Origin of the sequence: Pantoea sp. ARC270 (assembly GCF_003236725.1) — a bacterium.
Lineage (GTDB): Bacteria > Pseudomonadota > Gammaproteobacteria > Enterobacterales > Enterobacteriaceae > Pantoea > Pantoea anthophila.
The window spans coordinates 39,688-61,179 of the sequence record NZ_PUGA01000005.1 but is presented as its reverse complement, the minus strand read 5'-3'; the positions used below and the strand labels follow the sequence as shown (position 1 = coordinate 61,179).

Annotated in this window: 22 protein-coding genes; 9 read left to right on the top strand and 13 right to left on the bottom strand. The window is 56.4% G+C overall.

What is annotated here, in order from left to right:
* The first annotated feature begins 176 nt into the window (after positions 1-176).
* Both wbaP and CKF42_RS03735 read left to right on the top strand, forming a co-directional pair.
* Entirely contained in the window at positions 177-1,643 is a 1,467-nt protein-coding gene (wbaP, locus tag CKF42_RS03740; RefSeq protein ID WP_033736229.1) for an undecaprenyl-phosphate galactose phosphotransferase WbaP, read from the top strand.
* A gap of 127 nt (positions 1,644-1,770) precedes the next feature.
* Positions 1,771-2,964 (top strand): multidrug effflux MFS transporter, encoded by a 1,194-nt coding sequence (locus tag CKF42_RS03735; protein ID WP_111207571.1) that lies wholly within the window; start codon positions 1,771-1,773, stop codon positions 2,962-2,964.
* Here the strand turns inward: CKF42_RS03735 and dadX are convergent.
* Both dadX and CKF42_RS03725 read right to left on the bottom strand, forming a co-directional pair.
* Entirely contained in the window at positions 2,957-4,027 is a 1,071-nt protein-coding gene (gene dadX / locus CKF42_RS03730; protein ID WP_111207570.1) for a catabolic alanine racemase DadX, read from the bottom strand. The genes CKF42_RS03735 and dadX overlap by 8 nt on opposite strands.
* A 19-nt stretch (positions 4,028-4,046) precedes the next feature.
* On the bottom strand, positions 4,047-5,348 hold the full coding sequence (locus CKF42_RS03725) for a D-amino acid dehydrogenase (RefSeq protein WP_009089864.1): 1,302 nt from the start codon (positions 5,346-5,348) through the stop codon (positions 4,047-4,049).
* Positions 5,349-5,852: 504 nt separating this feature from the next.
* Between CKF42_RS03725 and CKF42_RS03720 the strand changes: the two genes are divergently transcribed.
* Positions 5,853-7,388: a SpoVR family protein gene (locus CKF42_RS03720; protein ID WP_009089862.1), complete on the top strand. Its 1,536-nt coding sequence runs from the start codon at positions 5,853-5,855 to the stop codon at positions 7,386-7,388.
* 34 nt (positions 7,389-7,422) lie between these two features.
* On the opposite strand, the gene fadR is transcribed toward CKF42_RS03720, so the two are convergent.
* Positions 7,423-8,142 carry a fatty acid metabolism transcriptional regulator FadR gene (gene fadR, locus CKF42_RS03715; RefSeq protein WP_009089861.1) on the bottom strand — a complete coding sequence of 240 codons (720 nt, stop codon included), beginning with the start codon at positions 8,140-8,142 and terminating at the stop codon, positions 7,423-7,425.
* A gap of 330 nt (positions 8,143-8,472) precedes the next feature.
* Here fadR and dsbB point away from each other — a divergent pair, with 330 nt between their 5' ends.
* Positions 8,473-9,003: a disulfide bond formation protein DsbB gene (dsbB, locus tag CKF42_RS03710; protein ID WP_009089859.1), complete on the top strand. Its 531-nt coding sequence runs from the start codon at positions 8,473-8,475 to the stop codon at positions 9,001-9,003.
* Positions 9,004-9,059: 56 nt separating this feature from the next.
* Here the strand turns inward: dsbB and CKF42_RS03705 are convergent, their stop codons facing one another.
* From CKF42_RS03705 to CKF42_RS03695, 3 genes are all read right to left on the bottom strand, one after another.
* Positions 9,060-9,506: a YcgN family cysteine cluster protein gene (locus CKF42_RS03705; protein WP_111207569.1), complete on the bottom strand. Its 447-nt coding sequence runs from the start codon at positions 9,504-9,506 to the stop codon at positions 9,060-9,062.
* 64 nt (positions 9,507-9,570) lie between these two features.
* On the bottom strand, positions 9,571-10,230 hold the full coding sequence (locus tag CKF42_RS03700; RefSeq protein WP_058957294.1) for a fumarylacetoacetate hydrolase family protein: 660 nt from the start codon (positions 10,228-10,230) through the stop codon (positions 9,571-9,573).
* 315 nt (positions 10,231-10,545) lie between these two features.
* Positions 10,546-10,821 (bottom strand): YcgL domain-containing protein, encoded by a 276-nt coding sequence (locus tag CKF42_RS03695; protein ID WP_009089851.1) that lies wholly within the window; start codon positions 10,819-10,821, stop codon positions 10,546-10,548.
* A gap of 155 nt (positions 10,822-10,976) precedes the next feature.
* On the opposite strand from CKF42_RS03695, the gene minC reads away from it, so the two are divergent.
* The 3 genes from minC to minE are packed head-to-tail and all read left to right on the top strand — an operon-like array spanning position 10,977 to position 12,803.
* On the top strand, positions 10,977-11,684 hold the full coding sequence (minC, locus tag CKF42_RS03690) for a septum site-determining protein MinC (RefSeq protein ID WP_058957295.1): 708 nt from the start codon (positions 10,977-10,979) through the stop codon (positions 11,682-11,684).
* 33 nt (positions 11,685-11,717) lie between these two features.
* On the top strand, positions 11,718-12,530 hold the full coding sequence (minD, locus tag CKF42_RS03685) for a septum site-determining protein MinD (protein ID WP_046101942.1): 813 nt from the start codon (positions 11,718-11,720) through the stop codon (positions 12,528-12,530).
* Between the two features lie 3 nt (positions 12,531-12,533).
* Complete coding sequence (gene minE / locus CKF42_RS03680) at positions 12,534-12,803, top strand: cell division topological specificity factor MinE (RefSeq protein ID WP_009089844.1); 270 nt, start codon at positions 12,534-12,536, stop codon at positions 12,801-12,803.
* A 53-nt stretch (positions 12,804-12,856) separates the two neighbouring features.
* Here the strand turns inward: minE and rnd are convergent, their stop codons facing one another.
* The 6 genes from rnd to CKF42_RS21210 all read right to left on the bottom strand — a co-directional run bounded on the left by rnd (position 12,857) and on the right by CKF42_RS21210 (position 20,094).
* Positions 12,857-13,978, bottom strand: a complete 1,122-nt coding sequence (gene rnd / locus CKF42_RS03675) for a ribonuclease D (protein WP_058957296.1) — start codon at positions 13,976-13,978, stop codon at positions 12,857-12,859.
* A 98-nt stretch (positions 13,979-14,076) separates the two neighbouring features.
* The gene (gene fadD / locus CKF42_RS03670; protein ID WP_140028620.1) at positions 14,077-15,753 is read right to left on the bottom strand and encodes a long-chain-fatty-acid--CoA ligase FadD; all 1,677 of its coding nucleotides are present in this window, start codon (positions 15,751-15,753) and stop codon (positions 14,077-14,079) included.
* 205 nt (positions 15,754-15,958) lie between these two features.
* Positions 15,959-16,555 (bottom strand): Slp family lipoprotein, encoded by a 597-nt coding sequence (locus tag CKF42_RS03665; protein ID WP_033736224.1) that lies wholly within the window; start codon positions 16,553-16,555, stop codon positions 15,959-15,961.
* Between the two features lie 60 nt (positions 16,556-16,615).
* Complete coding sequence (gene tsaB, locus CKF42_RS03660) at positions 16,616-17,314, bottom strand: tRNA (adenosine(37)-N6)-threonylcarbamoyltransferase complex dimerization subunit type 1 TsaB (protein WP_111207568.1); 699 nt, start codon at positions 17,312-17,314, stop codon at positions 16,616-16,618.
* Positions 17,315-17,358: 44 nt separating this feature from the next.
* Positions 17,359-19,275, bottom strand: coding sequence for an ATP-dependent DNA helicase (locus tag CKF42_RS03655; RefSeq protein WP_111207567.1), 1,917 nt, complete (start codon positions 19,273-19,275; stop codon positions 17,359-17,361).
* 651 nt (positions 19,276-19,926) lie between these two features.
* Positions 19,927-20,094, bottom strand: a complete 168-nt coding sequence (locus CKF42_RS21210; protein WP_009089835.1) for a hypothetical protein — start codon at positions 20,092-20,094, stop codon at positions 19,927-19,929.
* 317 nt (positions 20,095-20,411) lie between these two features.
* Between CKF42_RS21210 and CKF42_RS03650 the strand changes: the two genes are divergently transcribed.
* Together CKF42_RS03650 and CKF42_RS03645 are read left to right on the top strand one after the other, a co-directional pair.
* Positions 20,412-20,771 (top strand): hypothetical protein, encoded by a 360-nt coding sequence (locus tag CKF42_RS03650; RefSeq protein WP_009089833.1) that lies wholly within the window; start codon positions 20,412-20,414, stop codon positions 20,769-20,771.
* A 61-nt stretch (positions 20,772-20,832) separates the two neighbouring features.
* Positions 20,833-21,177 carry a RidA family protein gene (locus CKF42_RS03645; protein ID WP_009089831.1) on the top strand — a complete coding sequence of 115 codons (345 nt, stop codon included), beginning with the start codon at positions 20,833-20,835 and terminating at the stop codon, positions 21,175-21,177.
* A gap of 12 nt (positions 21,178-21,189) precedes the next feature.
* Here CKF42_RS03645 and CKF42_RS03640 read toward each other — a convergent pair whose 3' ends face one another.
* Complete coding sequence (locus CKF42_RS03640; protein WP_009089830.1) at positions 21,190-21,384, bottom strand: YoaH family protein; 195 nt, start codon at positions 21,382-21,384, stop codon at positions 21,190-21,192.
* Positions 21,385-21,492 lie beyond the last annotated feature (108 nt).

The following is a 21,492-nucleotide window of genomic DNA, read 5'->3' as shown; positions in this document are numbered from 1 at the left end:
TGCTGCAACATTTCGTGAGTACCATCACGCTTTAATCTTCATCTTTTTTGCAGCTGTACTGGCTTTACTGACTGCAACAGACTGAAAATTATTTTTTAATTTTTCGGTGGCTCACTCCTGAGCGCGTCCCTGATTCTGGTCAGGCCATCTTTTACTTAAGAAAGAGAGCAGGTTTTATGGCAAGTACATTGATAATGAATAGCCCGAGCCGCTCATGGAGCGGCACGCGTAAAAATATCATCGTGAAATTCGCCCTGAGCTTTTCCGATCTGATTGCACTCAACCTCGCATTATTTTTATCCGCCGCAACCATTCAGGGTATTTGGGGCGAGCTGGATACGTTTATTCCCCCGCATCAGATCGAATACCGTTTTGTGGCGCAGTTTATTATGTCCGTGATGTGTACCGGCTGGTTCTGGGTTCGTCTGCGTCACTACACCTATCGCAAACCCTTCTGGTTCGAGCTGAAGGAGATTGTAAAAACGCTGTTTGTTTTCTCACTGCTCGACCTCGCGCTGATCGCGTTTTCGAAATGGGACTTCTCCCGCATGGTGTGGGTTTTCAGCTGGACATATGCCCTGCTGCTGCTGCCGCTGATGCGAACGCTGGTCAAACGCGCCATTAACCGGGCGGGCCAGTGGCAGAAAGAGACCATCATCATCGGCTCCGGCCGCAACGCTACCGAAGCTTATGCTGCCCTGCAGAGTGAGGAGATCCTGGGCTACAACGTGCAGGCCTTTATCTCTGTCGACGATGAGCCCTCTCAGCAGAGCGTCAATGGCGTGCCAGTGATCACCTGGAAAGACATTAACTGGCAGACCATTGACCGCGACAACGTGCAGTTTATTGTGGCCATGGAGTATGAGCAGCAGCCGATGCGTGACCGCTGGCTGAAATTCCTGTCGAAGATGAACTGCCGATCGGTTTCCGTGATCCCGACGCTGCGCGGCGTGCCGCTCTATGGCACCGACATGTCCTTTATCTTCAGTCATGAAGTGATGATCCTGCGTGTCAGCAACAACCTGGCGAAGCACTCTTCGCGCTTCCTGAAGCGGACCTTTGATATTGTCGTCGCCTCCATGCTGCTGCTGTTCCTCGGCCCGATCTTTGCCCTGCTCTGCTTTATGGTGAAGCGCGATGGCGGCAATGCGATTTATGGGCATGAGCGTGTGGGTCAGGATGGCAAAAAATTCAAATGTCTGAAATTCCGTTCCATGGTGACCAACTCTAAAGAGGTGCTGGAGAAGCTGCTGGCGACCAGTGAAGAAGCCCGAATGGAGTGGGACAAAGATTTCAAACTGAAGAATGACCCGCGCATTACCCGTATCGGTGGCTTCCTGCGTAAAACCAGCCTCGACGAGTTACCGCAGCTGTGGAACGTGATCCGCGGTGAGATGAGCCTGGTCGGCCCGCGCCCGGTGATTGAGGCGGAGCTGGAGCGTTACGCCGGCGATGTGGATTACTACCTGATGGCCAAGCCCGGCATGACCGGCCTGTGGCAGGTCAGCGGACGCAACGATATCGACTACGATACCCGCGTCTACTTTGACTCCTGGTATGTGAAAAACTGGGCACTCTGGACCGATATTGCCATTCTGTTCAAAACCGCAGGCGTCGTGTTACGTCGCGACGGCGCTTACTGAGTTAAAGCCGCGATGCCTGTAAAAAGCAGGCATCGCACTTTCCGCACAGCTTACGCTTTCTTTTTCCCCTCTGAATCATTACCCTCTTCGGCTCGTTTTTTAACAGAACGTTTACCCTCTGGTTGTTATGCAAAAATTTACTTTATTGTTATTGAGCCTGGTGCTGCTGGCACCCTTAGGCATTGACCTCTATTTGCCCACGCTGCCGCAGATTGCTGAAGGGCTGAATACCCCGGTCAGTCTGGTGCAGACCACCATTCCTCTCTTTCTGCTGGTGATGGGGCTGGGACAGCTGGTGACCGGGCCGCTGGTGGACAATTATGGCCGTAAGCCCATCGCTCTGCTGGGGCTGGCGCTCTACATCGCCGGCAGCGTGATTGCCGCCACCGCCACCTCCTTCCCGCTGTTCGTGATTGCCCGTCTGGTGCAGGGCTGCGGCGTCTGCTGCAGCGCGGTCGTCGCCTTCAGCGGCGTGCGTGACCGCCTCAGTGGCGATGCCGCTGCCCGCGCTTACGGCTTTCTGAATGGCGCACTGAACATTGTCCCGGCGCTGGCCCCGCTGCTGGGCGGCCTGCTGGCCAGCGCCTTCGGCTGGCGCGCGCCCTTCTGGTTCCTCTGCGCCTATGGTGTGGTGATTACGCTGCTGGTGCTGATCGGCCTGCCCGAGACGCGTCCGGCAGATACCCTGCGGGTAAAAGGCTTACCGGTGAAGCAGTACGCCGCCATCCTGCGTCAGCCACGCTTTCTGGCGTTTGCGTTCGCCAATGCCGGTGCACTGGGCATGGTGCTGACCTACGTATCGCTGGCACCTCAGGTGCTGATGACCGAAGGCGGGCTGACGCCGATCCAGTTCTCCTTTGCTTTTGGCGCAAATGGTTTCTGGATCATGTTTGTCAGCATGTTCGTCAATAAAGCGATTCGCAAGGCGGGCCGGCCTTTCTGCCTGGCGATGGGATTCTTCACCATGCTGCTGGGCGCGGTGCTGCTGGTTGCCGGGATGCAGATCTTCCCGGCGGCGATGCAGACGCACTGGGCGCTCTACATGTTCCCGGTGGCGGTTTCTGTTGCCGGTCTGGCCTTCACCGTCGGCCCGGCCACCAGCTATGCGCTGGAGCCTTACCAGCAGCAGGCGGGTGTGGCGTCGGCGTTACAGGGATTTATTCAGATGGCGGGCGGTGCCGCAGGCAGCCTGATTGTTGTCACACTGCCGGTGGCGGAGAAGCTGTCACTGAGTCTGATGATGCTGCTGGGTGCAGCGCTGGCCTTTATCGCCTGGCGCTGCAGCAGAAAAATGCGCGGCAGTCTGACCGCGCTTAGCTGAGAGTGACCGGAACACGGGGTGCCAGCGCGCACATCAGCTCGTACCCTACCGTTCCGGCTGCTTTCGCCACCTGATCGATTTTCACCTGCTCGCCCCACAGCTCCACCGCTGAGCCGATTCCCGCTTGGGGACAGGGGGTCAGATCCACCGTAATCATATCCATCGACACCGCGCCGACGACCTGAGTCATCACGCCGTCAACGCAGACGGGGGTGCCGGTCGGGGCATGCCGTGGATAGCCGTCGGCATAACCACAGGCGACCACGCCAATCCGCTGCGCGGCGCTGGCATGATAGCGGTAGCCGTAGCCGACCCCGTCGCCTGCCTGCAGCTGCTGCACGGCGATAATCTCACTGCTTAACGTCATCACCGGTTTCAGGCCGCTGCCCGCGATATCCTGCCAGTCGCCGCTGGGTGACGCACCATAGAGCACGATACCCGGGCGAACCCAGTCGAAATGCGCTTCGGGATGCCACAGCGTACAGGCGGAGTTGGAGAGCGACCGCGGACAGTTGAGTCCTTCTGCCGCCTGCTCAATGCGCTGCATGGGCGCAATCAGTCCCTCGGGGTTTTCGGCATCGGCAAAATGCGCCATCAGCGTCATCTCGCCCGTGTTGCTCAGCGCACGCAGGCTCTGCCAGGCCCCGCTGACCTGTTCCGGCCGAAAACCAAGCCGGTTCATCCCGCTGTTGACCTTTAGATAGATATCCACCGGCGCTGAGAGTCTGGCGTTCGCCAGCGCTTTGATCTGCCAGTTACTGTGAACGCTGGTGGTCAGGCGATAGCGGTCGATCAGCTGCAAATCTTCCGGCCTGAAAAAGCCTTCCAGCAGCAGAATCGGTTTGTTCCAGCCGCGCTCGCGCAGCAGGATCGCCTCTTCCATATTGAGCAGCGCGAAGCCATCGGTGTCAGACAGCGGCTCGCGTACCCGATCAATACCGTGGCCGTAAGCATTGGCTTTAACCACTGACCAGACGCGGGATGCGGGGGCGGCCTGGCGCACGATAGTCAGGTTATGACGTAACGCCTCCGGGTTGATGGTCGCGACAATCGGACGTGACATCCTCTCTCTCCCTGAATACTTAACGAGTTGCGCTGGCGTTACGCAGCGGCGATGAGGTCGCCGCGAAACCAGGTAAGTAGCGGAATACCGCTAAGTCATCCGCCGCAATCGCCGGCGTTTTACCGGAGATCAGATCGGCCAGTAACTGTCCTGAACCACACGCCATCGTCCACCCCAGCGTTCCGTGACCGGTGTTGAGCCAGAGATTAGAGATGGGGGTGGCGCCGACAATTGGCGTACCGTCTGGCGTCATCGGACGTAAACCGGTCCAGAAACTCGCCTGTGCAAGATGACCGCCTTCAGGATAGAGATCACTGACCACCATCTCCAGCGTTTCCCGCCGCGCTTCGGTCAGTTTGGTGTTAAAACCAACAATCTCTGCCATCCCGCCAACGCGGATACGATCGTCAAACCGGGTCACCGCCACCTTGTAGGTTTCATCGAGGATGGTGGAAACCGGTGCGGCGTCGGGATTCTTAATCGGAATGGTGAGTGAATAACCCTTGAGCGGATAAACCGGGATGCTCAGAACGTTCTTCAGCAGCGCCGTGGAGTAAGAGCCAAAGGCCACCACATAGCTGTCTGCTTTGATGATCTCATCACCGCACTTCACGCCATAAATGCGATTTCCATCGCGCAGCAGATGATCGACCGGGGTGTTGAAGCGGAATACCACGCCCGCCTCTTCGGCCATCTTTGCCAGCCGCTGGGTAAAGAGCTGACAGTCGCCGGTTTCATCGTTGGGGAGACGTAATCCACCGGTGAGTTTATGCCGGGTTGCCGCCAGTGCAGGTTCCACGCGTGACAGCTCATCGGCCTGCAGCAGTTCATAAGGCACCCCCGCGTCACGCAGCACCGCAATATCCTTGCTGGCGCTGTCAAACTGTTGCTGGGTGCGGAACAGCTGCAGCGTTCCGCCCTGACGACCTTCATAGGCGATGCCGGTTTCACTCCGCAGCGCTTTCAGGCAGTCCCGGCTGTATTCGGCAATCCGCACCATGCGGCTTTTATTCTGCTGATAGTGGTTGATGTCGCAGTTGCGCAGCATGTGCCACATCCACTCCAGCTGAAAGCTGCTGCCATCCAGCCGGATAGCCAGCGGCGCGTGGCGCTGGAACATCCACTTTACCGCTTTCAGCGGCACGCCTGGCGCGGCCCAGGGGGCGGCATAACCTGGCGAGATCTGACCGGCATTGCCCGCGCTGGTTTCCATCGCCGCGGCAGGCTGACGATCGATGACGGTGACCTGATGTCCGGCTCGCGCCAGATACCAGGCACTGGCTACGCCGACAACCCCACTTCCAAGAATCACTACGTGCATAGTTTCCCCATCCAACGTCTAAAAGCATAATTCACTGTTCAGAAGATGATAGTCAGCGGATCACCGCAGCGGACACCACCCCGAAATCACAGCATCCATTTCACATCTTTTTCACTTTTCAGGTAACTAAAATCTTGCTGCACGATGAATTTCAGCGCTTTATGCGCCTTATTCCTTAAAAGCAGAAATAAATGACAACAAAGGCAGTTAAATCTGCGCATGGCAGGAGAATCATTCAACCTCATACATTCCACTTATAAACAGGACTTTATCCTGCCATCTGGCTAATGGTTCGAATTAAAAACGGTTAAATTCCCTGTTGCCTCACACTTAATGATTTTGTGCCAAAGATTTCATTTGAGTTCGCATTTCGGATAGGCGACAGTGGGCTATCATTGTTGTGTTCGCTCAGTTTTTTTCGGGTTCCCTTTTTCAGGATGAAGCCTTAAATAACCAGAACGGGTTGTCTTTCGGGTCAGCCGGTTTGCCACAAAGAGGTGCGCTATGACGACAATCTTTGACGAAGCCATCAGAGACAGCAAACGACTCAATGACGGACCAGACTGGACATTCGAACTGCTTGATGTCTACTTAGCGGAGATCGACCGCGTCGCGAAGCTCTACCGTCTGGATACCTACCCGCACCAAATCGAAGTGATTACCTCTGAACAGATGATGGATGCCTATTCCAGCGTCGGCATGCCAATCAACTATTCACACTGGTCATTCGGCAAAAAGTTTATCGAAACCGAGCAGCGCTATAAGCACGGTCAGCAGGGCCTGGCCTATGAGATTGTCATCAACTCCAATCCCTGCATCGCCTACCTGATGGAAGAGAACACCATGACCATGCAGGCGCTGGTGATGGCACATGCCTGCTATGGTCATAACTCTTTCTTCAAAAATAACTACCTGTTCCGTAGCTGGACGGATGCCGGATCGATTGTCGATTACCTGCTGTTTGCCAAAAACTATATCAGTGACTGCGAAGAGCGCTATGGCGTTGAAGAGGTGGAGCGGCTGCTCGACTCCTGCCACGCCTTAATGAATTATGGCGTGGATCGCTATAAACGCCCGCAGAAGATCTCCCTGCAGGAGGAGAAAGCCCGCCAGAAAAGCCGGGAGGAGTATCTGCAGAGTCAGGTGAACACGCTCTGGCGCACGCTGCCGCGGCGTGAAAAAGAGGCAGTCACGTTCGAAGCCGCACGCTACCCTTCTGAGCCGCAGGAGAACCTGCTCTATTTCATGGAGAAGAATGCGCCGCTGCTGGAGCCGTGGCAGCGTGAGATCCTGCGCATTGTGCGCAAGGTGAGCCAGTATTTCTATCCGCAGAAGCAGACTCAGGTGATGAATGAGGGCTGGGCAACCTTCTGGCACTACACCATCCTTAATCACCTCTATGACGAAGGTAAAGTGTCGGAACGCTTCATGATGGAGTTTCTGCACAGCCATACCAATGTGGTCTATCAGCCGCCCTACAACAGCCAGTGGTATAACGGCATTAACCCCTATGCTCTGGGCTTCGCGATGATGCAGGATATCAAGCGTATCTGTCAGTCCCCTACCGAAGAGGATCGCTACTGGTTCCCGGATATTGCGGGTTCTGACTGGCTGGATACGCTCCATTTTGCGATGCGTGAGTTTAAGGATGAGAGCTTCATCAGCCAGTTCCTGTCGCCGAAGGTGATGCGCGACTTCCGGCTGTTTACCGTGCTGGATGATGACCGCAACAACTATCTCGAAATCGCCGCCATTCACGATGAGGCCGGCTATCGGGCGATTCGCCAGCAGCTCTCCGCCCAGTACAATCTGAGCAATCTCGAACCCAATATTCAGGTTTATAATGTCGATCTGCGCGGTGACCGTTCGCTGACCCTGCGCTATGTACCGCAGAGCCGCACGCCGCTGGACAAGAGCCGCCGAGAAGTGCTGAAGCACGTGCATCGGCTGTGGGGATTTGATGTGATTCTGGAGCAACAGAATGAGGATGGCAGCGTTGAGCTGCTGGACCGCAACCCGCCGCGAAATACCTCACTCTGACCGCATAAAAAACCGGACGCGATGTCCGGTTTTTTTATCGTTTATTGCCGAGATCGTCAGGCAGATTCTTCTGCATGCTGTGCCAGATTTCACCGCTGCGGCGACCGTAGTTGCGCACCACCTCCACAATCTCATCCTGTCCCGGCGATGTGTCACACAGCGCCAGCAGCGTCAGATAAAAATCACGCGCCACCTGACGGGCTTCGGGATTTGAGAAGTAGTGACGTCCCACGCGGGTGTAGAGCCCTTTCAGGCCGTTGAGGATCAGACCATAAATCGGGTTGCCTGAAGCAAATGCCAGACCGCGGAAGACGCGATAGTCGAGTTCGGTATAGGCATCCGCCTGGTCGGCCGTCGCATCGACCGTCTCCAGCACCTCACGCGCCTTGTCAGGATGATGACGCAGTGCACGGCTGATAAAGATGGAAGAGATATTGCTGCGCACTGACAGCAGGTTGTCGATCAGCACCGGCACGCTGTCGTGGTCGAGACGCGCCAGGGTTTCGAGGATATTCAGGCCAGAGGTCTCCCAGAAATCGTTCACCCGGGTCGGTTTACCGTGCTGAATCGTCAGCCAGCCATCACGCGCCAGGCGCTGCAGCACTTCACGCAGGGTCGTACGTGTCACCCCGATCAATTCAGAAAGCTCACGCTCAGCAGGAAGAATCGACCCCGGGGGAAAGCGGCTGTTCCAGATGCTTTCAATAATGTACTCTTCAGCAAATCCCGCTGGACTCTGCGCCTTTATAACCATAGCAATGTGTTCTCGTTGCTTTTCTAATCGTGATGGGCACTCATCATACCAGACGCCCTATAGCGGATATAGCCTGCGCAACCATTAAAACCGGGCGCAGCGCATATTTCAGGTTGCCTCTCCGGTGCTCCTGGGGGCTAACGGAGTAAAGCTGATTGCGCAGCAAAATGCCAGACGCCCCATAATCGCAAAACACGCGGCTTATTTTCACATAACCTGTTCTGGATCAGTCTGAGGTCATGTCCGGATACGATTTTTCGCTGGCCCGGGCTGGTTTGCCCCCGCTTTTGGTTTACACTGCGTGGCATTAACGTTTACAGGGAATGCAATATGTTGCGATATCTGAATCACTGTTCCCGGGGCCGCGGAGCCTGGTTATTACTGGCACTGACTGCGCTGGCGCTGGAGCTCACGGCATTATGGTTTCAGCATGTGATGGGCCTGAAGCCCTGCGTCATGTGTATCTACGAGCGCAACGCGCTGTTTGGTGTGATGGGCGCGGGTCTGGTCGGCGCGATTGCGCCAAAATCGCCGTTGCGTCTGGCGGCGCTGGCGTTATGGATCTACAGTGCCTGGGAAGGTCTGCGTCTCTCCTGGGAACACACCATGATTCAGCTGCACCCTAACCCCTTTACCACCTGTGACTTTGCCGCCCGCTTCCCCAGCGGTCTGCCGCTGGATAAGTGGCTGCCGTCGGTGTTTCTCGCCAGCGGTGACTGCGCCGAGCGCAGCTGGACCTTTCTGACGCTCAGTATGCCGCAATGGATGATTGGAGTATTTGCCGCTTATCTGCTGGTGGCGGTGCTGGTGCTGATTGCCCAGCCTTTCAAAGCAAAACGGCGCGACCTGTTTGGTCGCTGAACAGAAAAAAGGCTGCCCGTGGCAGCCTTTTTTACATCTGTCCGCGACGGCGGCACTCAGCCGTTGCGATCGGGCCGATCAATGATGTGATCTTCCCAGTCCCGCACTTCACTCTCGCGAACCGCAATGTAGCGCACCGAAATACGCTGTGCGTGCATCTGCGCTTTCGAACCGGCGCGCAGCGGATGCCAGGCCGGTAAGCCCTTGCCCTCGCCCAGCAACCGGTAGGCGCAGGTGCGCGGCAGCCAGTTGAAGGTGGTCAGGTTTTCACGCGTCAGCTTGATGCAATCCTCTTCTAACTCGAAGCGCCGCTCATAGTTGCGGCACTGGCAGGTTTTGATATTGAGCTGGTTGCAGGCGACGTTAGTGAAATAGATCTCATCCGTGTCGGCGTCCTGCAACTTGTTCAGGCAGCACTGGCCGCATCCATCACATAAGGATTCCCATTCCTCATCGCTCATTTGTGCCAGGCGTTTATGTTGCCAGAAAGGGATGTCAGTCATGATGATTGTCCGCAGTGTGCCTAAACCGCACCTTATAAAGCCTATGCGGTGGTGATGCAAGTCTTTAGAGCACGCGCGTGCTGATCCCATGCCCCGCCAGAGAGACTTCGAGCTGATCGCCTGCGCGCATCGGACCCACCCCTTCCGGCGTACCGGTCAGAATCACATCGCCGGCGCGCAGCGTGAAGTAGCGACTCATGTGGGCAATCAGCGGCAGAATTTTATGAATCATATCGGCCGTGCTGCCCTGCTGACGCACTTCACCATTCACCAGCAGCTTAAGCTCCACATTCTGCGGATCGTCACTGAACTCCGCGACCGGGATAAAACCGGAGATGGGGCAGGCATTGTCGAAGCCTTTCGATTTTTCCCACGGCTGGCCCGCTTTTTTCAGCCCGGCCTGCAGGTCACGCAGCGTCAAATCCAGCGCCACACCATAGCCTGCGATGGCCTTCGCCACATGCTCTTCGGTTGCCTGTTTCAGGGTTGCGCCAATCAGCACGGCCAGTTCAACTTCATGATGCACTTCACCAAACGCATCCGGGATAGAGAGCGGCTGACGCAGATCACAGAGCGCCGTTTCCGGCTTGATGAAGATCACCGGTTCTGTCGGGGTGGCGCTCCCCATCTCTTTGATGTGTTTTGCGTAATTACTGCCGACGCAAACCACTTTGCTGACCGGAAAATCTAACAGAGCGCCTTGCCAGTTACGATGCTGATACATGCTCATCCCCTGTTCAGGTTAGTGTGATGCCAGCACTGCTGGCGGGTTGATGTTTGCTTTTGCGCTGGTCGATCTGCCAGCCTCATGGCGAGATAATAAGATCCTTTTAACGGTCCGGGGTGCGGAATTTGTCAAAAAGCGTAAACAGCACCGCCGAAGTGCTGAATAATCGTACAAATAAGGACAAAAAACCGGGCAGGAAATTTAATGAGAGTGAAAACAGATAAGCTGCGCCGTTAATTCTGCGCAGCCTCAGAGCAATATTATCCTGACAAAATCGCGACGGCAGGATTTATATTTACAGAAGAATCCGAGTTAAACTTTTTTATCGGCCTCTAAATGAATTTTCAGCAGACTTTCGATCGGCGGTGGAATCTGCAAATAATAGCCCTGCTCGCTCAATCCCTGCTTAACTTTATTGATATCCGCATTTGCCAGCCTGTCGCGCCCCGCCAGCTTTAGCACCATCGCCAGCTGCGGCTTGCCAAACCCTTTCAGCAATTCCTCCGGCACGCGGGAGAAATCGTCCTTTTTTTCAACATAGAGATAAGTCTGGTCACGTAACGGGCTTCTGTAGATCACACAAAACATATTTTTTACTCGAATTAACCGGGGTTGAGGCTTGTCTGAATATAGCTGTAACTATAACATGCTTGCAGAACTTCGAATATTCACCGTTAGCGCTTCAGTGACGATTTTATCATCGCCTGGCTGACGGTAGTGAAAACAGGACTGAGTCGGGACAGATGTCGCAAACGCCAATCGAATTCAAAGGTAGCAGTTTCACCCTGTCTGTCGTCCATTTGCATCACCATGACCCGGCGGTGATTCGCAAGGCACTTCAGGACAAGATTGACCAGGCTCCGGACTTCCTGAAAAACGCCCCGGTGGTGCTTAACGTTGCCACCCTGAGTGCCGATGTTAACTGGAAGCAGTTGCAGCAGGCGATTCTTGCCACCGGCTTACGCATTGTTGGCGTAAGCGGCTGCAAGGATGAGGCGCTGAAACGCATGATCGCCCGTGCCGGTTTGCCGGTGCTGGCAGAGGGTAAAGAGGCCAGGCCGCAGGCGCAAGCCCCTGCCGCTGTGCCTGAACCGCAGCCGGTGGCCGCGGAAGCAATGGCCGCGAAAACGCGCATCGTGAACACCCCGGTGCGCTCAGGCCAGCAGATTTATGCACGTGATGCCGATTTGATCATCACCAGCAGCGTCAGCGCCGGTGCCGAACTGGTTGCTGATGGCAATATTCACATTTACGGCATGATGCGCGGTCGCGCCCTGGCGGGTGCCAGCGGTGACCGCAACTGCCAGATATTCTGTACTAACCTGGCCGCTGAGCTGGTTTCGATTGCCGGGGAGTACTGGATCATGGATCAGATCCCGCAAGAATTTTTTGGTAAAGCTGCGCGCCTGTGCCTGCAGGATGGCGCGCTGACTATCCAGACACTTAATTAGGCCCCTTTTCTTTTGTTAAGGAAATCAACATTTATGGCACGCATTATTGTAGTTACATCCGGTAAAGGGGGCGTTGGTAAGACCACGTCAAGCGCGGCCATCGCCACCGGTTTAGCGCAGAAAGGCAAGAAAACGGTCGTGATCGACTTCGATATCGGTCTGCGTAATCTGGATTTGATCATGGGCTGTGAGCGCCGTGTGGTCTACGATTTCGTCAACGTCATCCAGGGCGATGCCACCCTGAACCAGGCGCTGATCCGCGACAAACGCACCGAGCAGCTCTACATTCTGCCTGCGTCACAGACTCGCGACAAAGATGCGCTGACCCGTGAAGGCGTTGAAAAAGTCCTGAACGATCTGGCCGCGATGGAGTTCGATTTCATCGTCTGCGACTCACCGGCAGGGATTGAAACCGGCGCCCTGATGGCGCTCTATTTTGCCGATGAAGCCATCATCACCACCAACCCGGAAGTCTCTTCAGTCCGTGACTCCGACCGTATCCTCGGCATCATCTCCTCTAAATCCCGTCGCGCAGAAAACAGTCAGGAGCCGGTAAAAGAGCACCTGCTGCTGACCCGCTACAACCCGGGTCGCGTCAGCCGTGGCGATATGCTGAGCATGGAAGATGTGCTGGAAATCCTGCGCATTCCTCTGGTCGGCGTCATCCCGGAAGATCAGTCGGTATTACGTGCCTCCAACCAGGGCGAACCGGTGATTCTGGACGGTGAATCTGATGCTGGCAAAGCCTATGCCGATACCGTTGAACGGTTGCTCGGTGAAGTACGCCCCTTCCGCTTTATTGAAGAAGAGAAGAAGGGTTTCCTGAAACGCCTGTTCGGGGGATAAACCATGGCATTACTTGATTTCTTTTTATCCCGGAAGAAGAACACTGCCAACATAGCCAAGGAAAGGCTGCAGATTATCGTGGCAGAACGGAGAAGGGGCGACAGTGAGCCCCACTATCTTCCGCAACTTAAGCGCGACATTCTGGAAGTGATTTGCAAATATGTGAAGATCGATCCAGAGATGGTCACGGTACAGCTCGATCAGAAAGGTGATGATATCTCGATTCTGGAGCTGAACGTGACGCTTCCGGAGACGGAAGACGCGACTAAATGATTCTGACCGCCGCCTGAATTTCCCCTGCGCAGTGGCAGGGGAAATTTATCCGGTCAGCAACCCGCCAGGATCTCATCGATGCCGGGTTTCAGCAGTTCGCCCCGCCATCCGGTCAGTAACTCCGGTGGACGCCCCTGCGGCTTAATGCCCCAGTGCTGACTCAGCACCTGATTAATCTGACGGCGTGACGCCAGCAACTCCTGACTGAAGCCACTCTGCTCACTGACCTGCTGCACCAGCGCCTTCATCGCTTTGAAGACCGATTTGTAATTCGGATGGTCGATCAGATTTCCCAGCGGAGCCGGTAATTCACTCTCCTCCAGTGCCGCCGCTTCCGCCACCAGCGCGACCAGCGTTTTGCCGTGAAAACGAATTTCGTGTCCTGACAGCCCCAGATGATCGAGTTCACCCAGCGAGCCCGGCATAAAGCGCGCCACCTTCCACAGGTTTTCTTCGCGCACCACAAAGTTAACCGCCATATCCTTTTCACGCGCCAGCGTCAGACGCCAGGCCGCCAGGCGCTGCAGCGCCGCCAGCTGACGCGGACGCAGTTGCCAGGCGTTGGTGATATCGCGCCAGGCCTCTTCCGGGGCCAGACTGTCCAGACGGCGCTGACAGAGGTTATCGCACTCGCTGAGTGCGGCGGCCATGTTGCCCGCCTCTTCCGTATTGACCATCAGCTGACGGGCAATCGGCAGCAGGTAGTGAACGTCGGCTGCCGCATAGACACACTGGCGCTCCGTCAGCGGGCGGGCTAACCAGTCGGTGCGTGATTCGCTTTTATCGAGTTCAACCTGGGTGAAGTGCGCCACCATCGCGGCGAAGCCCCAGGAGAGTGGCTGGCCGGAGAAGGCCGCCAGAATCTGGGTGTCGATCATCGGAGTCGGCAGCACGCCAAAACGGTGCAGGAACACCTCCAGATCTTCGCCGCCCGCATGCAGGAATTTGGTTACGGCGGTGTCGGTCAGCAGCGCCACAAAGGGTGACCAGTCGCGGATGTTGAGCGGGTCTATCAGCACCAGTTGTTCGTCGTCATACAGCTGGATCAGGCCAAGCTGAGGGTAATAAGTGCGGGTACGCACAAACTCGGTATCCAGTGCCACCGCCGCGTGCTGGCGCGCTTTCTGGCACACGTCTGCCAGTTGATCATCCTGGTCGATAAGGGAATAGTTCACGTCTGATTTCCACCGCAGCAGACTCCGCGCGGCGCTCCATGTTAAAAACAATAAAAACGCCGGACATGCCGGCGTTCAACCTCAATTCTTATCCGGATTCAGCGGGTGCCGGATTTCACCTCATCACGCAGCTCGCGCCGCAGGATCTTGCCAACGTTGGTCTTGGGAAGCTCATCACGAAACTCAATGATTTTGGGTACCTTGTAGCCGGTCAGCTGACGGCGACAGTGATCGAGCACCTCCTCCTTCGTCAGCGACGCCTCTTTTTTCACGATGCAGACTTTGACCGCCTCACCGGAAAGATCGCTGGGAACCCCGATGGCCGCGGCTTCGCGCACTTTCGGGTGCTGCATCAGCACATCTTCGATTTCATTCGGATAGACATTAAAGCCTGACACCAGAATCATATCTTTTTTACGGTCGACGATGCGAATAAAGCCTTCCTGATCAACGGTAACAATATCACCGCTATGGAGCCAGCCATTTTTCAGGACTTCCGCCGTCGCTTCCGGATGCTGCCAGTAACCCAGCATCACCTGCGGGCCGCTGATGCAGAGCTCACCCGGCTCGCCTGGTGCCACTTCATTTCCCGCTTCATCCAGGATCAGCACATCGGTCGAGGGCACCGGCAGGCCGATGCTGCCGGTATGACAGCTGATGTCGTAGGGATTGACCGAAACCAGCGGCGAACACTCCGTCAGGCCGTAGCCTTCCAGCAGATAGTGCCCGGTCAGCTTTTCCCAGCGTTCAGCCACGACTTTCTGCACCGCCATCCCCCCGCCCGCGGAAAGCCGCAGCGTGGAGAAATCGAGTTTCGTAAACTGCTCATCGTTCAGCAGCGCATTAAACAGCGTGTTGACCCCGGTGATGGCGGTAAACGGAAACCTGCTCAGCTCTTTAACGAAGCCAGGAATATCGCGCGGATTGGTGATCAGCAGGTTCTGGCCGCCCAGCTCAAGGAAAAGCAGCCCGTTCACCGTTAATGCAAAGATGTGATAGAGCGGCAGCGCGGTGACGACGCACTCTTTGCCGTCACGCAGCAGTTTGCCGTAGGTCGCTTTCGTCTGCTCGAGATTCGCCTGCATGTTGCGATGCGTCAGCATCGCCCCTTTGGCCACCCCGGTGGTGCCGCCGGTATATTGCAGGAAGGCGAGATCGTCATTCGACACGGTCGGACGGCGATAATTGAGCGTCGCCCCCACGTCCAGAACCTGACGGAATGAGATAGCGCCCGGCAGATGGTATTTCGGCACCAGCTTTTTGACATACTTGACGACGAAATTCACCAGCGTCGCCTTAATGGGGGCGAGCTGGTCGCCCATCCGGGTCAGGATGACGTGACGGACCGCGGTTTCCCCCACCACCTTTTCCAGCGTGTGCGCGAAGTTGGAGACGATAACGATGGCGCTGGCGCCGCTGTCGTTAAGCTGATGTTTCAGCTCTCGCGGCGTGTAGAGCGGATTGACATTGACCACCACCATTCCCGCGCGCAGCACGCCAAACAGGGCCACCGGATACTGGAGCAGGTTAGGCATCATTAACGCCACCCGGTCACCCGCTTTCAGGCCCAGTTCATGCTGGAGATAAGCGGCAAAGGCGCGGCTCTTCTCCTCCAGCTGGCGATAACTCATTTTCTGACCCATGTTCAGGAACGCGGGTTGATCGGCGTAGCGTTTTGCGGCCTGCTCAAACAGATCGACCAGCGAGGTATAACGATCTGCACTTATTTCGGCAGGCACATCTGCCGGGTAGCGTTTCAGCCAAACCTTATTCAAGGATCCACCCCGATAATTATGTTGTATTTCCATCGCCGCCTCAGCCAATCTGGTTTGTTAACAATATTTTAACTGATTGTACCAGTTTGCCTGTTTCGGCATGTTGAGGTTGCGAAGTCCATCACTAAATTTCGTGCTGTGAAAACAGACAAATAAAAAGCCCGGCAGCGAGCACCGCGACCGGGCTTAATAGCAGGTCTTAATGTTACTCGGTCAGTATGGTCTGCACCTCGGTCGGGCCACTGTTAACCATGCCCCAGTAGGGATTGGGTCCCCAGTATCCCCCGCGATGGCGGGTCGGACCGTACCAGATCCAGGGGTCCATCGGCTGTGGCGGGGCGGTCACCTGCTGGGCGAGACGCCAGCGCTGATAACCACGCACATCGATGACGGCAAATTTGTAATCTGCCTCGCCGATTTTGCCCTGCTCCGTGCCTTTCAGCGTGCCCAGCACCGTGACGTACTGATTTCTGACATCCACCGGGTCAACAAAACCGTGGATGTCAGCATAGATCCGGCCGACTGACGCCGCGCCCAGACGCGGTCTGGCGCTCTCATCCAGCGGCTGTGCCGCAATCTCCAGACGGGTTTTGCCGTTCAGGTTGGTGACGTTCACCACCTTACCGCCAAAACGCGACTCCTGGCCGACATAGATAGCAGGGTCATTCATCACCCGCAGCAGATCCTGCTGAGGCTGAGGGGAACTGCCCTGCAGCGTGTCAGGAATAGAGACACAACCCGTTAACACCAGCACACAGGTCAGCAGCAGACCTGAAAGCCCTTTACCACACATTGACGACATAGACGCTCTCCCGTTAGGTAAAGTCTTAGACTGGACGCATAACAATAAGTTGCGTGCGACTTAGCGGCCAGGTAACTTTTTCCAGGCAACTTCATTGCGCAGGTAGGTCGGCTCCGCCGTTTCCGGCAGTAGGGTATCTCCGTCCGCCAGCGCCAGCATCGCCAGCGGCAGCATATCCTGTGCGGCAGGCAGGGTCACCTCACTGGCGGTCAGCGTCAGTGCGTGCCCCTGCTGCAATGCCGGGAAGGCTTCCCAGCCGGTGCCGGCGGTCATCCACTCACCGGTAAGCGCCTGCATTCTTGCCACCGCCGCCTCGGGCGTCAGCACGCTTTCGCTGGCTTCACCCTGCCAGCGCCCCTGCTCATCCCGCTGATACTCTGCCCAGTAGACTTCACCCATTCGCGCATCAATAGCGGTCAGTACGCGACGGGCGCCGTGCAGACGCCACGCCCCTTCCGCCATCGTCGCCAGCGTCGAGACCGCGATCATCGGCAGGGCTGCGCCCAGTGCCAGGCCCTGCGCAATACCAATACCGATACGGACGCCGGTAAAGCTGCCGGGGCCGCGCCCAAAGGCCAGCGCATCCAGATCGGTCAGTTCCAGCTGACCGGCGAGCAGGAGCTCTTCGACCAGCGGCAAAATACGCTGGGTGTGATCGCGCGGGGCGATTTCGAATCGGGCATCGATCTGTTGCTGATTCAGCAAGGCGGCTGAACAGGCTTCTGTCGCCGTATCCAGCGCTAAAATTCGGGCTGACATGACTACCTCAGAAGAAAGAAAACGGCGCGCATCTTAGCACAGAATTATGCGTCTGCTTCGGGTTGCTGGCGGATAAAGGCGATGGCGCGACGGATGTCCCGGGTGCGCGGCGTCGGCGGCAGACTGTTCAGGAACAGCGCGCCGTAAGGGCGTGACACCAGCCGTTGATCGCAAATCACCAGCACGCCGCGATCGTCGGTGTCACGGATTAACCGTCCCACGCCCTGCTTCAGGGTGATCACCGCGTCCGGCAACTGCACATCCGCAAAGGGATCGCCGCCGCGAATCCGGCAATCTTCCATCCGGGCTTTCAGCAGCGGATCTTCCGGTGAGGTGAAAGGCAGTTTGTCGATGATCACCAGCGACAGGGCATCCCCGCGCACATCCACCCCTTCCCAGAAACTGCTGGTCGCGACCAGCAGCGCATTCCCCTTCTCAATAAACTGCTGCAGCAACTGGCCTTTGCTGGTTTCACCCTGCACCAGCACCGGCAGCGTCATGGAGGCGCGAAATTCGGCCGCCAGCTCACGCATCATCAGGTGTGAGGTACAGAGGAAGAAGCAGCGACCTTTGTTGGCATCAATCAGCGGCTTCATCATCGCGGCCAGCTGGCGGGCGCCCCCCGGACGGTTAGGCTCCGGCAGATTGCGCGGCACGCAGAGCAGCGCCTGCTTCGCAAAGTCGAACGGGCTGTTGAGGATCAGGCTTTTTGCCGCATTGACACCCAGCCGTTCCGAGAAGTGCGCCATCTTCTCATCCACTGCCAGGGTGGCTGAGGTAAAGATCCACGCGGCTTTACGGTTATCCATCACTTCACGAAAACGCTCCGCGACGGAGAGCGGCGTCAGCGCCAGGATAAAGTGACGTGAGGTACATTCATACCAGTAGCTGTAGCCCGGCTCGTTGATGGCCCGCAGCCGTTTCAGCCGGGTACGATAGAGCGCGGCGCGCTCAAAAGCGGCATCCAGCAGGGCTGAACGTCCCAGAGAGAGCTTGATGACGTCGTAACAGAGTTCGAGTGCATCATCCAGCAGCGTAAACATCCGCAGAATGGCGTTGTCACTCAGCAGCTCACGCAGATTCCCGCGATAGCCGGGATCGCCCAGTGACAGGCGAAAGTCCTGCGCGCACTGCGCCAGACGGTCAGCGGATTTCTGCAGCTGCTGGGCATCGCGCACCTCGGTGCGGTAGGCGATGATGATATCTTTGGCGAGGTCGAGCAACTGACGGCTGGAGAGCTGCTGGCCAAAGTACTGGCTGGCGATGTCGGGCAACTGATGGGCTTCGTCAAAGATCATCACATCCGCTTCAGGGATCAGTTCCCCAAAACCGCCCTCTTTAACCACCAGGTCGGCGAGAAAAAGATGGTGGTTCACCACCACCACATCCGCGTCCATGGCGCGCTTTCGCGCCTTCACCACAAAGCACTCTTTGTAACGCGGGCAGTCGGTGCCCAGGCAGTTATCGTTGGTGCTGGTGACCAGTGGCCAGACCGGGCTGTCTTCGGTCACGCCCGCGCAGCTGCTGATGTCGCCATCTTCGGTCTGCGATGACCAGCTGCGCAGCGTCACCAGATCGGTGAGCGCCTGCGCGGTGAGATCGCCACCCGCCATCGACTGCTGTTCCATGCGTTCCAGACAGAGGTAGTTAGAGCGGCCTTTCAGCAGCGCGGTTTTGCCTTTAAACTTCAGCGCCCTGACCATGGTGGGCAGATCGCGCCCATAGAGCTGATCCTGCAGCGCTTTGGATCCGGTCGAGACAATCACTTTTTTATTGGCTCGTAGGGCGGGTGCCAGATAAGCGTAAGTTTTACCGGTACCGGTACCGGCTTCGACGACCAGTTCACCCTGCCCTTTTACGGCTTCAGAGACCGCCTGCGCCATCTCGCGTTGTGCTTCCCGCGGCTTAAAACCCGGGATACCCAGCGCCAGCGCGCCATCCACTGCAAAATCGTCTGCCACATACCCTCACTAAGAACGGCAAAAACACTGTAATTATGTCAGTATTGCACAGACAAAGCAAAACGGAGGCTTATCAATAAGTTATACAGGAATGGTCAGTTCTCCGACAGCGTGCGTGTTCTCCTGAACGTGCTGTTAGCGCTTCCCCTGCGGCATAAAGTCACATCCACTGAACGTTTAATTCGCGGTGTCCGTGAATGCGGGGAAGAAACGGAGAGGAAATAACCCAGTGCGACGGAAAAGAGGCGGGTTTCATTAACGTTGTGCGTGCGCAGGATTATTTAAGCAGGGATTGAACGCTATTTTCATCGCATATGAATCTGCTGCGGAAATAAAGAACCGCAAAACGGCGCACAGGCGGTTTTGCGGTGTTAGCAGAGGGGCGACCGGTGTCAGACATCTCTTACGGTCGGATCGTCTTCCTCATCTTCTTCTTCATCTTCCGGGTAGATCTCAGCATCATCTGGCAATGGCTCATCGTAATCTGGACGTTCAGACATAATTACCTCCGGTGATAAATAGCAGCACTGCTATTTGATCTGAGCATAGTTAACCGGCGCCGGAGGCCGCTGAGTTTCCTTGTGAACTGTGAGCCAGGCGTAAGATCGTTGTAACAGATTGAAAACGATCGCGAGGTGACGCCGCGCTGTGCTAGTGCCGGATATAAAACGCGCCCGCCAGCATGGCAATAAACAGCAGAGCAAAGGTGATAAAACCCTGCTTACTGCCTTTAGAGAGACCGACAAAGGCCGAAATTACAATAAACAGCAGCGTCAGTGCGCCCGCCATCACCCAAAACAGATACTGCGTATTCGCCATGTGCTCATCCTCATCCTGTGGCGCGATATTTCGCTGATTTATACCATTTTTACGCCTGGCCTGTCCTGCATTCCCGCGCCTCGCCAGCCGGCCGCTGCCGCATTCCGTCCCCGCCTGTCCGCTAAAGCCTGTGACGCAGTCAGCAAATACAGAGGATAACAGCAGGAAATAACCGCCCGGATTATAATGATTAAATCGGCTTACCGTTGGGATGTGGCAACCGTAAGCTGACGTGCTGAGACTGGCTTAACGATGTCTTCCGGCTGCGTTAAGCAGATGGCCTTAACCCGACTGCCTGACTCAGGCGGAGGATTGCTATGAATACTTTCCGCATCGGCTCTCTGACTGGCGTGCTGCTGCTCTGCAGCTGTCAGGCCCCCACCCCCGATCAGGCGCGTCTGCAGGAACCCCTCTTTCAGGGCCAGAGCACCCGCACCGTTCCTCAACTCAGCGACTGCATTTATCGCGGCTGGTCCACGACCAGCGTGGTTGCCCGCGATGACACGACCCATACCCGGCCCGGCGGCAGTGCGATCAGCGTCTTTACCTGGGAGGATTCTATCTTTGCGGATGTCTCGCCTCACGGGCGAGGGGCAGAGGTCAAATATTTTACCACCTTCCGGATGGCACCTCAGGTGATGGCAGACAGGCAGGCGATTGTTAAGCGCTGCCTGTGAGGGGTGACAGCGATGCGGGGAATATGGCAGGCTACCTGCCACTTTATTCAGGGAGAAGCCGATGAGTATTACCCGTATTGACCCGGAACACCGCATGTCCGAAGCCGTGATCCACAATGACACGATCTACTACACCAGCGTACCGGAAAACCTGGACGCCGACGCCGAAGCGCAGACGGCCAATGCGCTGGCGGTGATTGATGCGATGCTGACGCGTCTCGGCAGTGACAAGAGCAAAATTCTTGATGCCACGCTGTTTCTGGTGGATAAGGCTGATTTCCCTGCCATGAACCGCGCCTGGGACGCCTGGGTCTCTCCCGGTAATGCACCGGTGCGCTGTACGGTTCAGGCCGGGCTGTTAAATCCAAAGTACAAAATTGAGATAAAAATTATCGCTGCACGTTAAGCAGAGCGGGCGTTATTCTTCTTCGTTTTCGTCATCTTCGTCGTCGAATAGCGCCCGGATCTGTTCGCCCGAGTGAGTCTGCCGGATCTCCTGCGCCACCTGGGCGATAGCCTGACCACTCGATAAACCCCCTGCCATCAACTCCTGAATACGCTCGACGGCCTGCTGCTGCTGCTCATGAGAGAGCGCCGGTAATCCTGTAAACATGTTTTACTCCTGTATTGGGTCAGACAGTATCCCACGCGGAACTAACAGGTGCCAGTCAGGAAAAAATATGTCAGTCTGACCGCCTCTTTGCTTGCTGATTTTTCTGCC

What these genes read in the sequence shown, in the direction of transcription:
- wbaP (WP_033736229.1), top strand. Translation starts at nt 177, where the DNA reads ATGGCAAGTACATTGATAATGAATAGCCCGAGCCGCTCATGGAGCGGC.
- CKF42_RS03735 (WP_111207571.1), top strand. Translation starts at nt 1,771, where the DNA reads ATGCAAAAATTTACTTTATTGTTATTGAGCCTGGTGCTGCTGGCACCC.
- dadX (WP_111207570.1), bottom strand. Translation starts at nt 4,027, where the DNA reads ATGTCACGTCCGATTGTCGCGACCATCAACCCGGAGGCGTTACGTCAT.
- CKF42_RS03725 (WP_009089864.1), bottom strand. Translation starts at nt 5,348, where the DNA reads ATGCACGTAGTGATTCTTGGAAGTGGGGTTGTCGGCGTAGCCAGTGCC.
- CKF42_RS03720 (WP_009089862.1), top strand. Translation starts at nt 5,853, where the DNA reads ATGACGACAATCTTTGACGAAGCCATCAGAGACAGCAAACGACTCAAT.
- fadR (WP_009089861.1), bottom strand. Translation starts at nt 8,142, where the DNA reads ATGGTTATAAAGGCGCAGAGTCCAGCGGGATTTGCTGAAGAGTACATT.
- dsbB (WP_009089859.1), top strand. Translation starts at nt 8,473, where the DNA reads ATGTTGCGATATCTGAATCACTGTTCCCGGGGCCGCGGAGCCTGGTTA.
- CKF42_RS03705 (WP_111207569.1), bottom strand. Translation starts at nt 9,506, where the DNA reads ATGACTGACATCCCTTTCTGGCAACATAAACGCCTGGCACAAATGAGC.
- CKF42_RS03700 (WP_058957294.1), bottom strand. Translation starts at nt 10,230, where the DNA reads ATGTATCAGCATCGTAACTGGCAAGGCGCTCTGTTAGATTTTCCGGTC.
- CKF42_RS03695 (WP_009089851.1), bottom strand. Translation starts at nt 10,821, where the DNA reads ATGTTTTGTGTGATCTACAGAAGCCCGTTACGTGACCAGACTTATCTC.
- minC (WP_058957295.1), top strand. Translation starts at nt 10,977, where the DNA reads ATGTCGCAAACGCCAATCGAATTCAAAGGTAGCAGTTTCACCCTGTCT.
- minD (WP_046101942.1), top strand. Translation starts at nt 11,718, where the DNA reads ATGGCACGCATTATTGTAGTTACATCCGGTAAAGGGGGCGTTGGTAAG.
- minE (WP_009089844.1), top strand. Translation starts at nt 12,534, where the DNA reads ATGGCATTACTTGATTTCTTTTTATCCCGGAAGAAGAACACTGCCAAC.
- CKF42_RS03665 (WP_033736224.1), bottom strand. Translation starts at nt 16,555, where the DNA reads ATGTCGTCAATGTGTGGTAAAGGGCTTTCAGGTCTGCTGCTGACCTGT.
- tsaB (WP_111207568.1), bottom strand. Translation starts at nt 17,314, where the DNA reads ATGTCAGCCCGAATTTTAGCGCTGGATACGGCGACAGAAGCCTGTTCA.
- CKF42_RS21210 (WP_009089835.1), bottom strand. Translation starts at nt 20,094, where the DNA reads ATGGCGAATACGCAGTATCTGTTTTGGGTGATGGCGGGCGCACTGACG.
- CKF42_RS03650 (WP_009089833.1), top strand. Translation starts at nt 20,412, where the DNA reads ATGAATACTTTCCGCATCGGCTCTCTGACTGGCGTGCTGCTGCTCTGC.
- CKF42_RS03645 (WP_009089831.1), top strand. Translation starts at nt 20,833, where the DNA reads ATGAGTATTACCCGTATTGACCCGGAACACCGCATGTCCGAAGCCGTG.
- CKF42_RS03640 (WP_009089830.1), bottom strand. Translation starts at nt 21,384, where the DNA reads ATGTTTACAGGATTACCGGCGCTCTCTCATGAGCAGCAGCAGCAGGCC.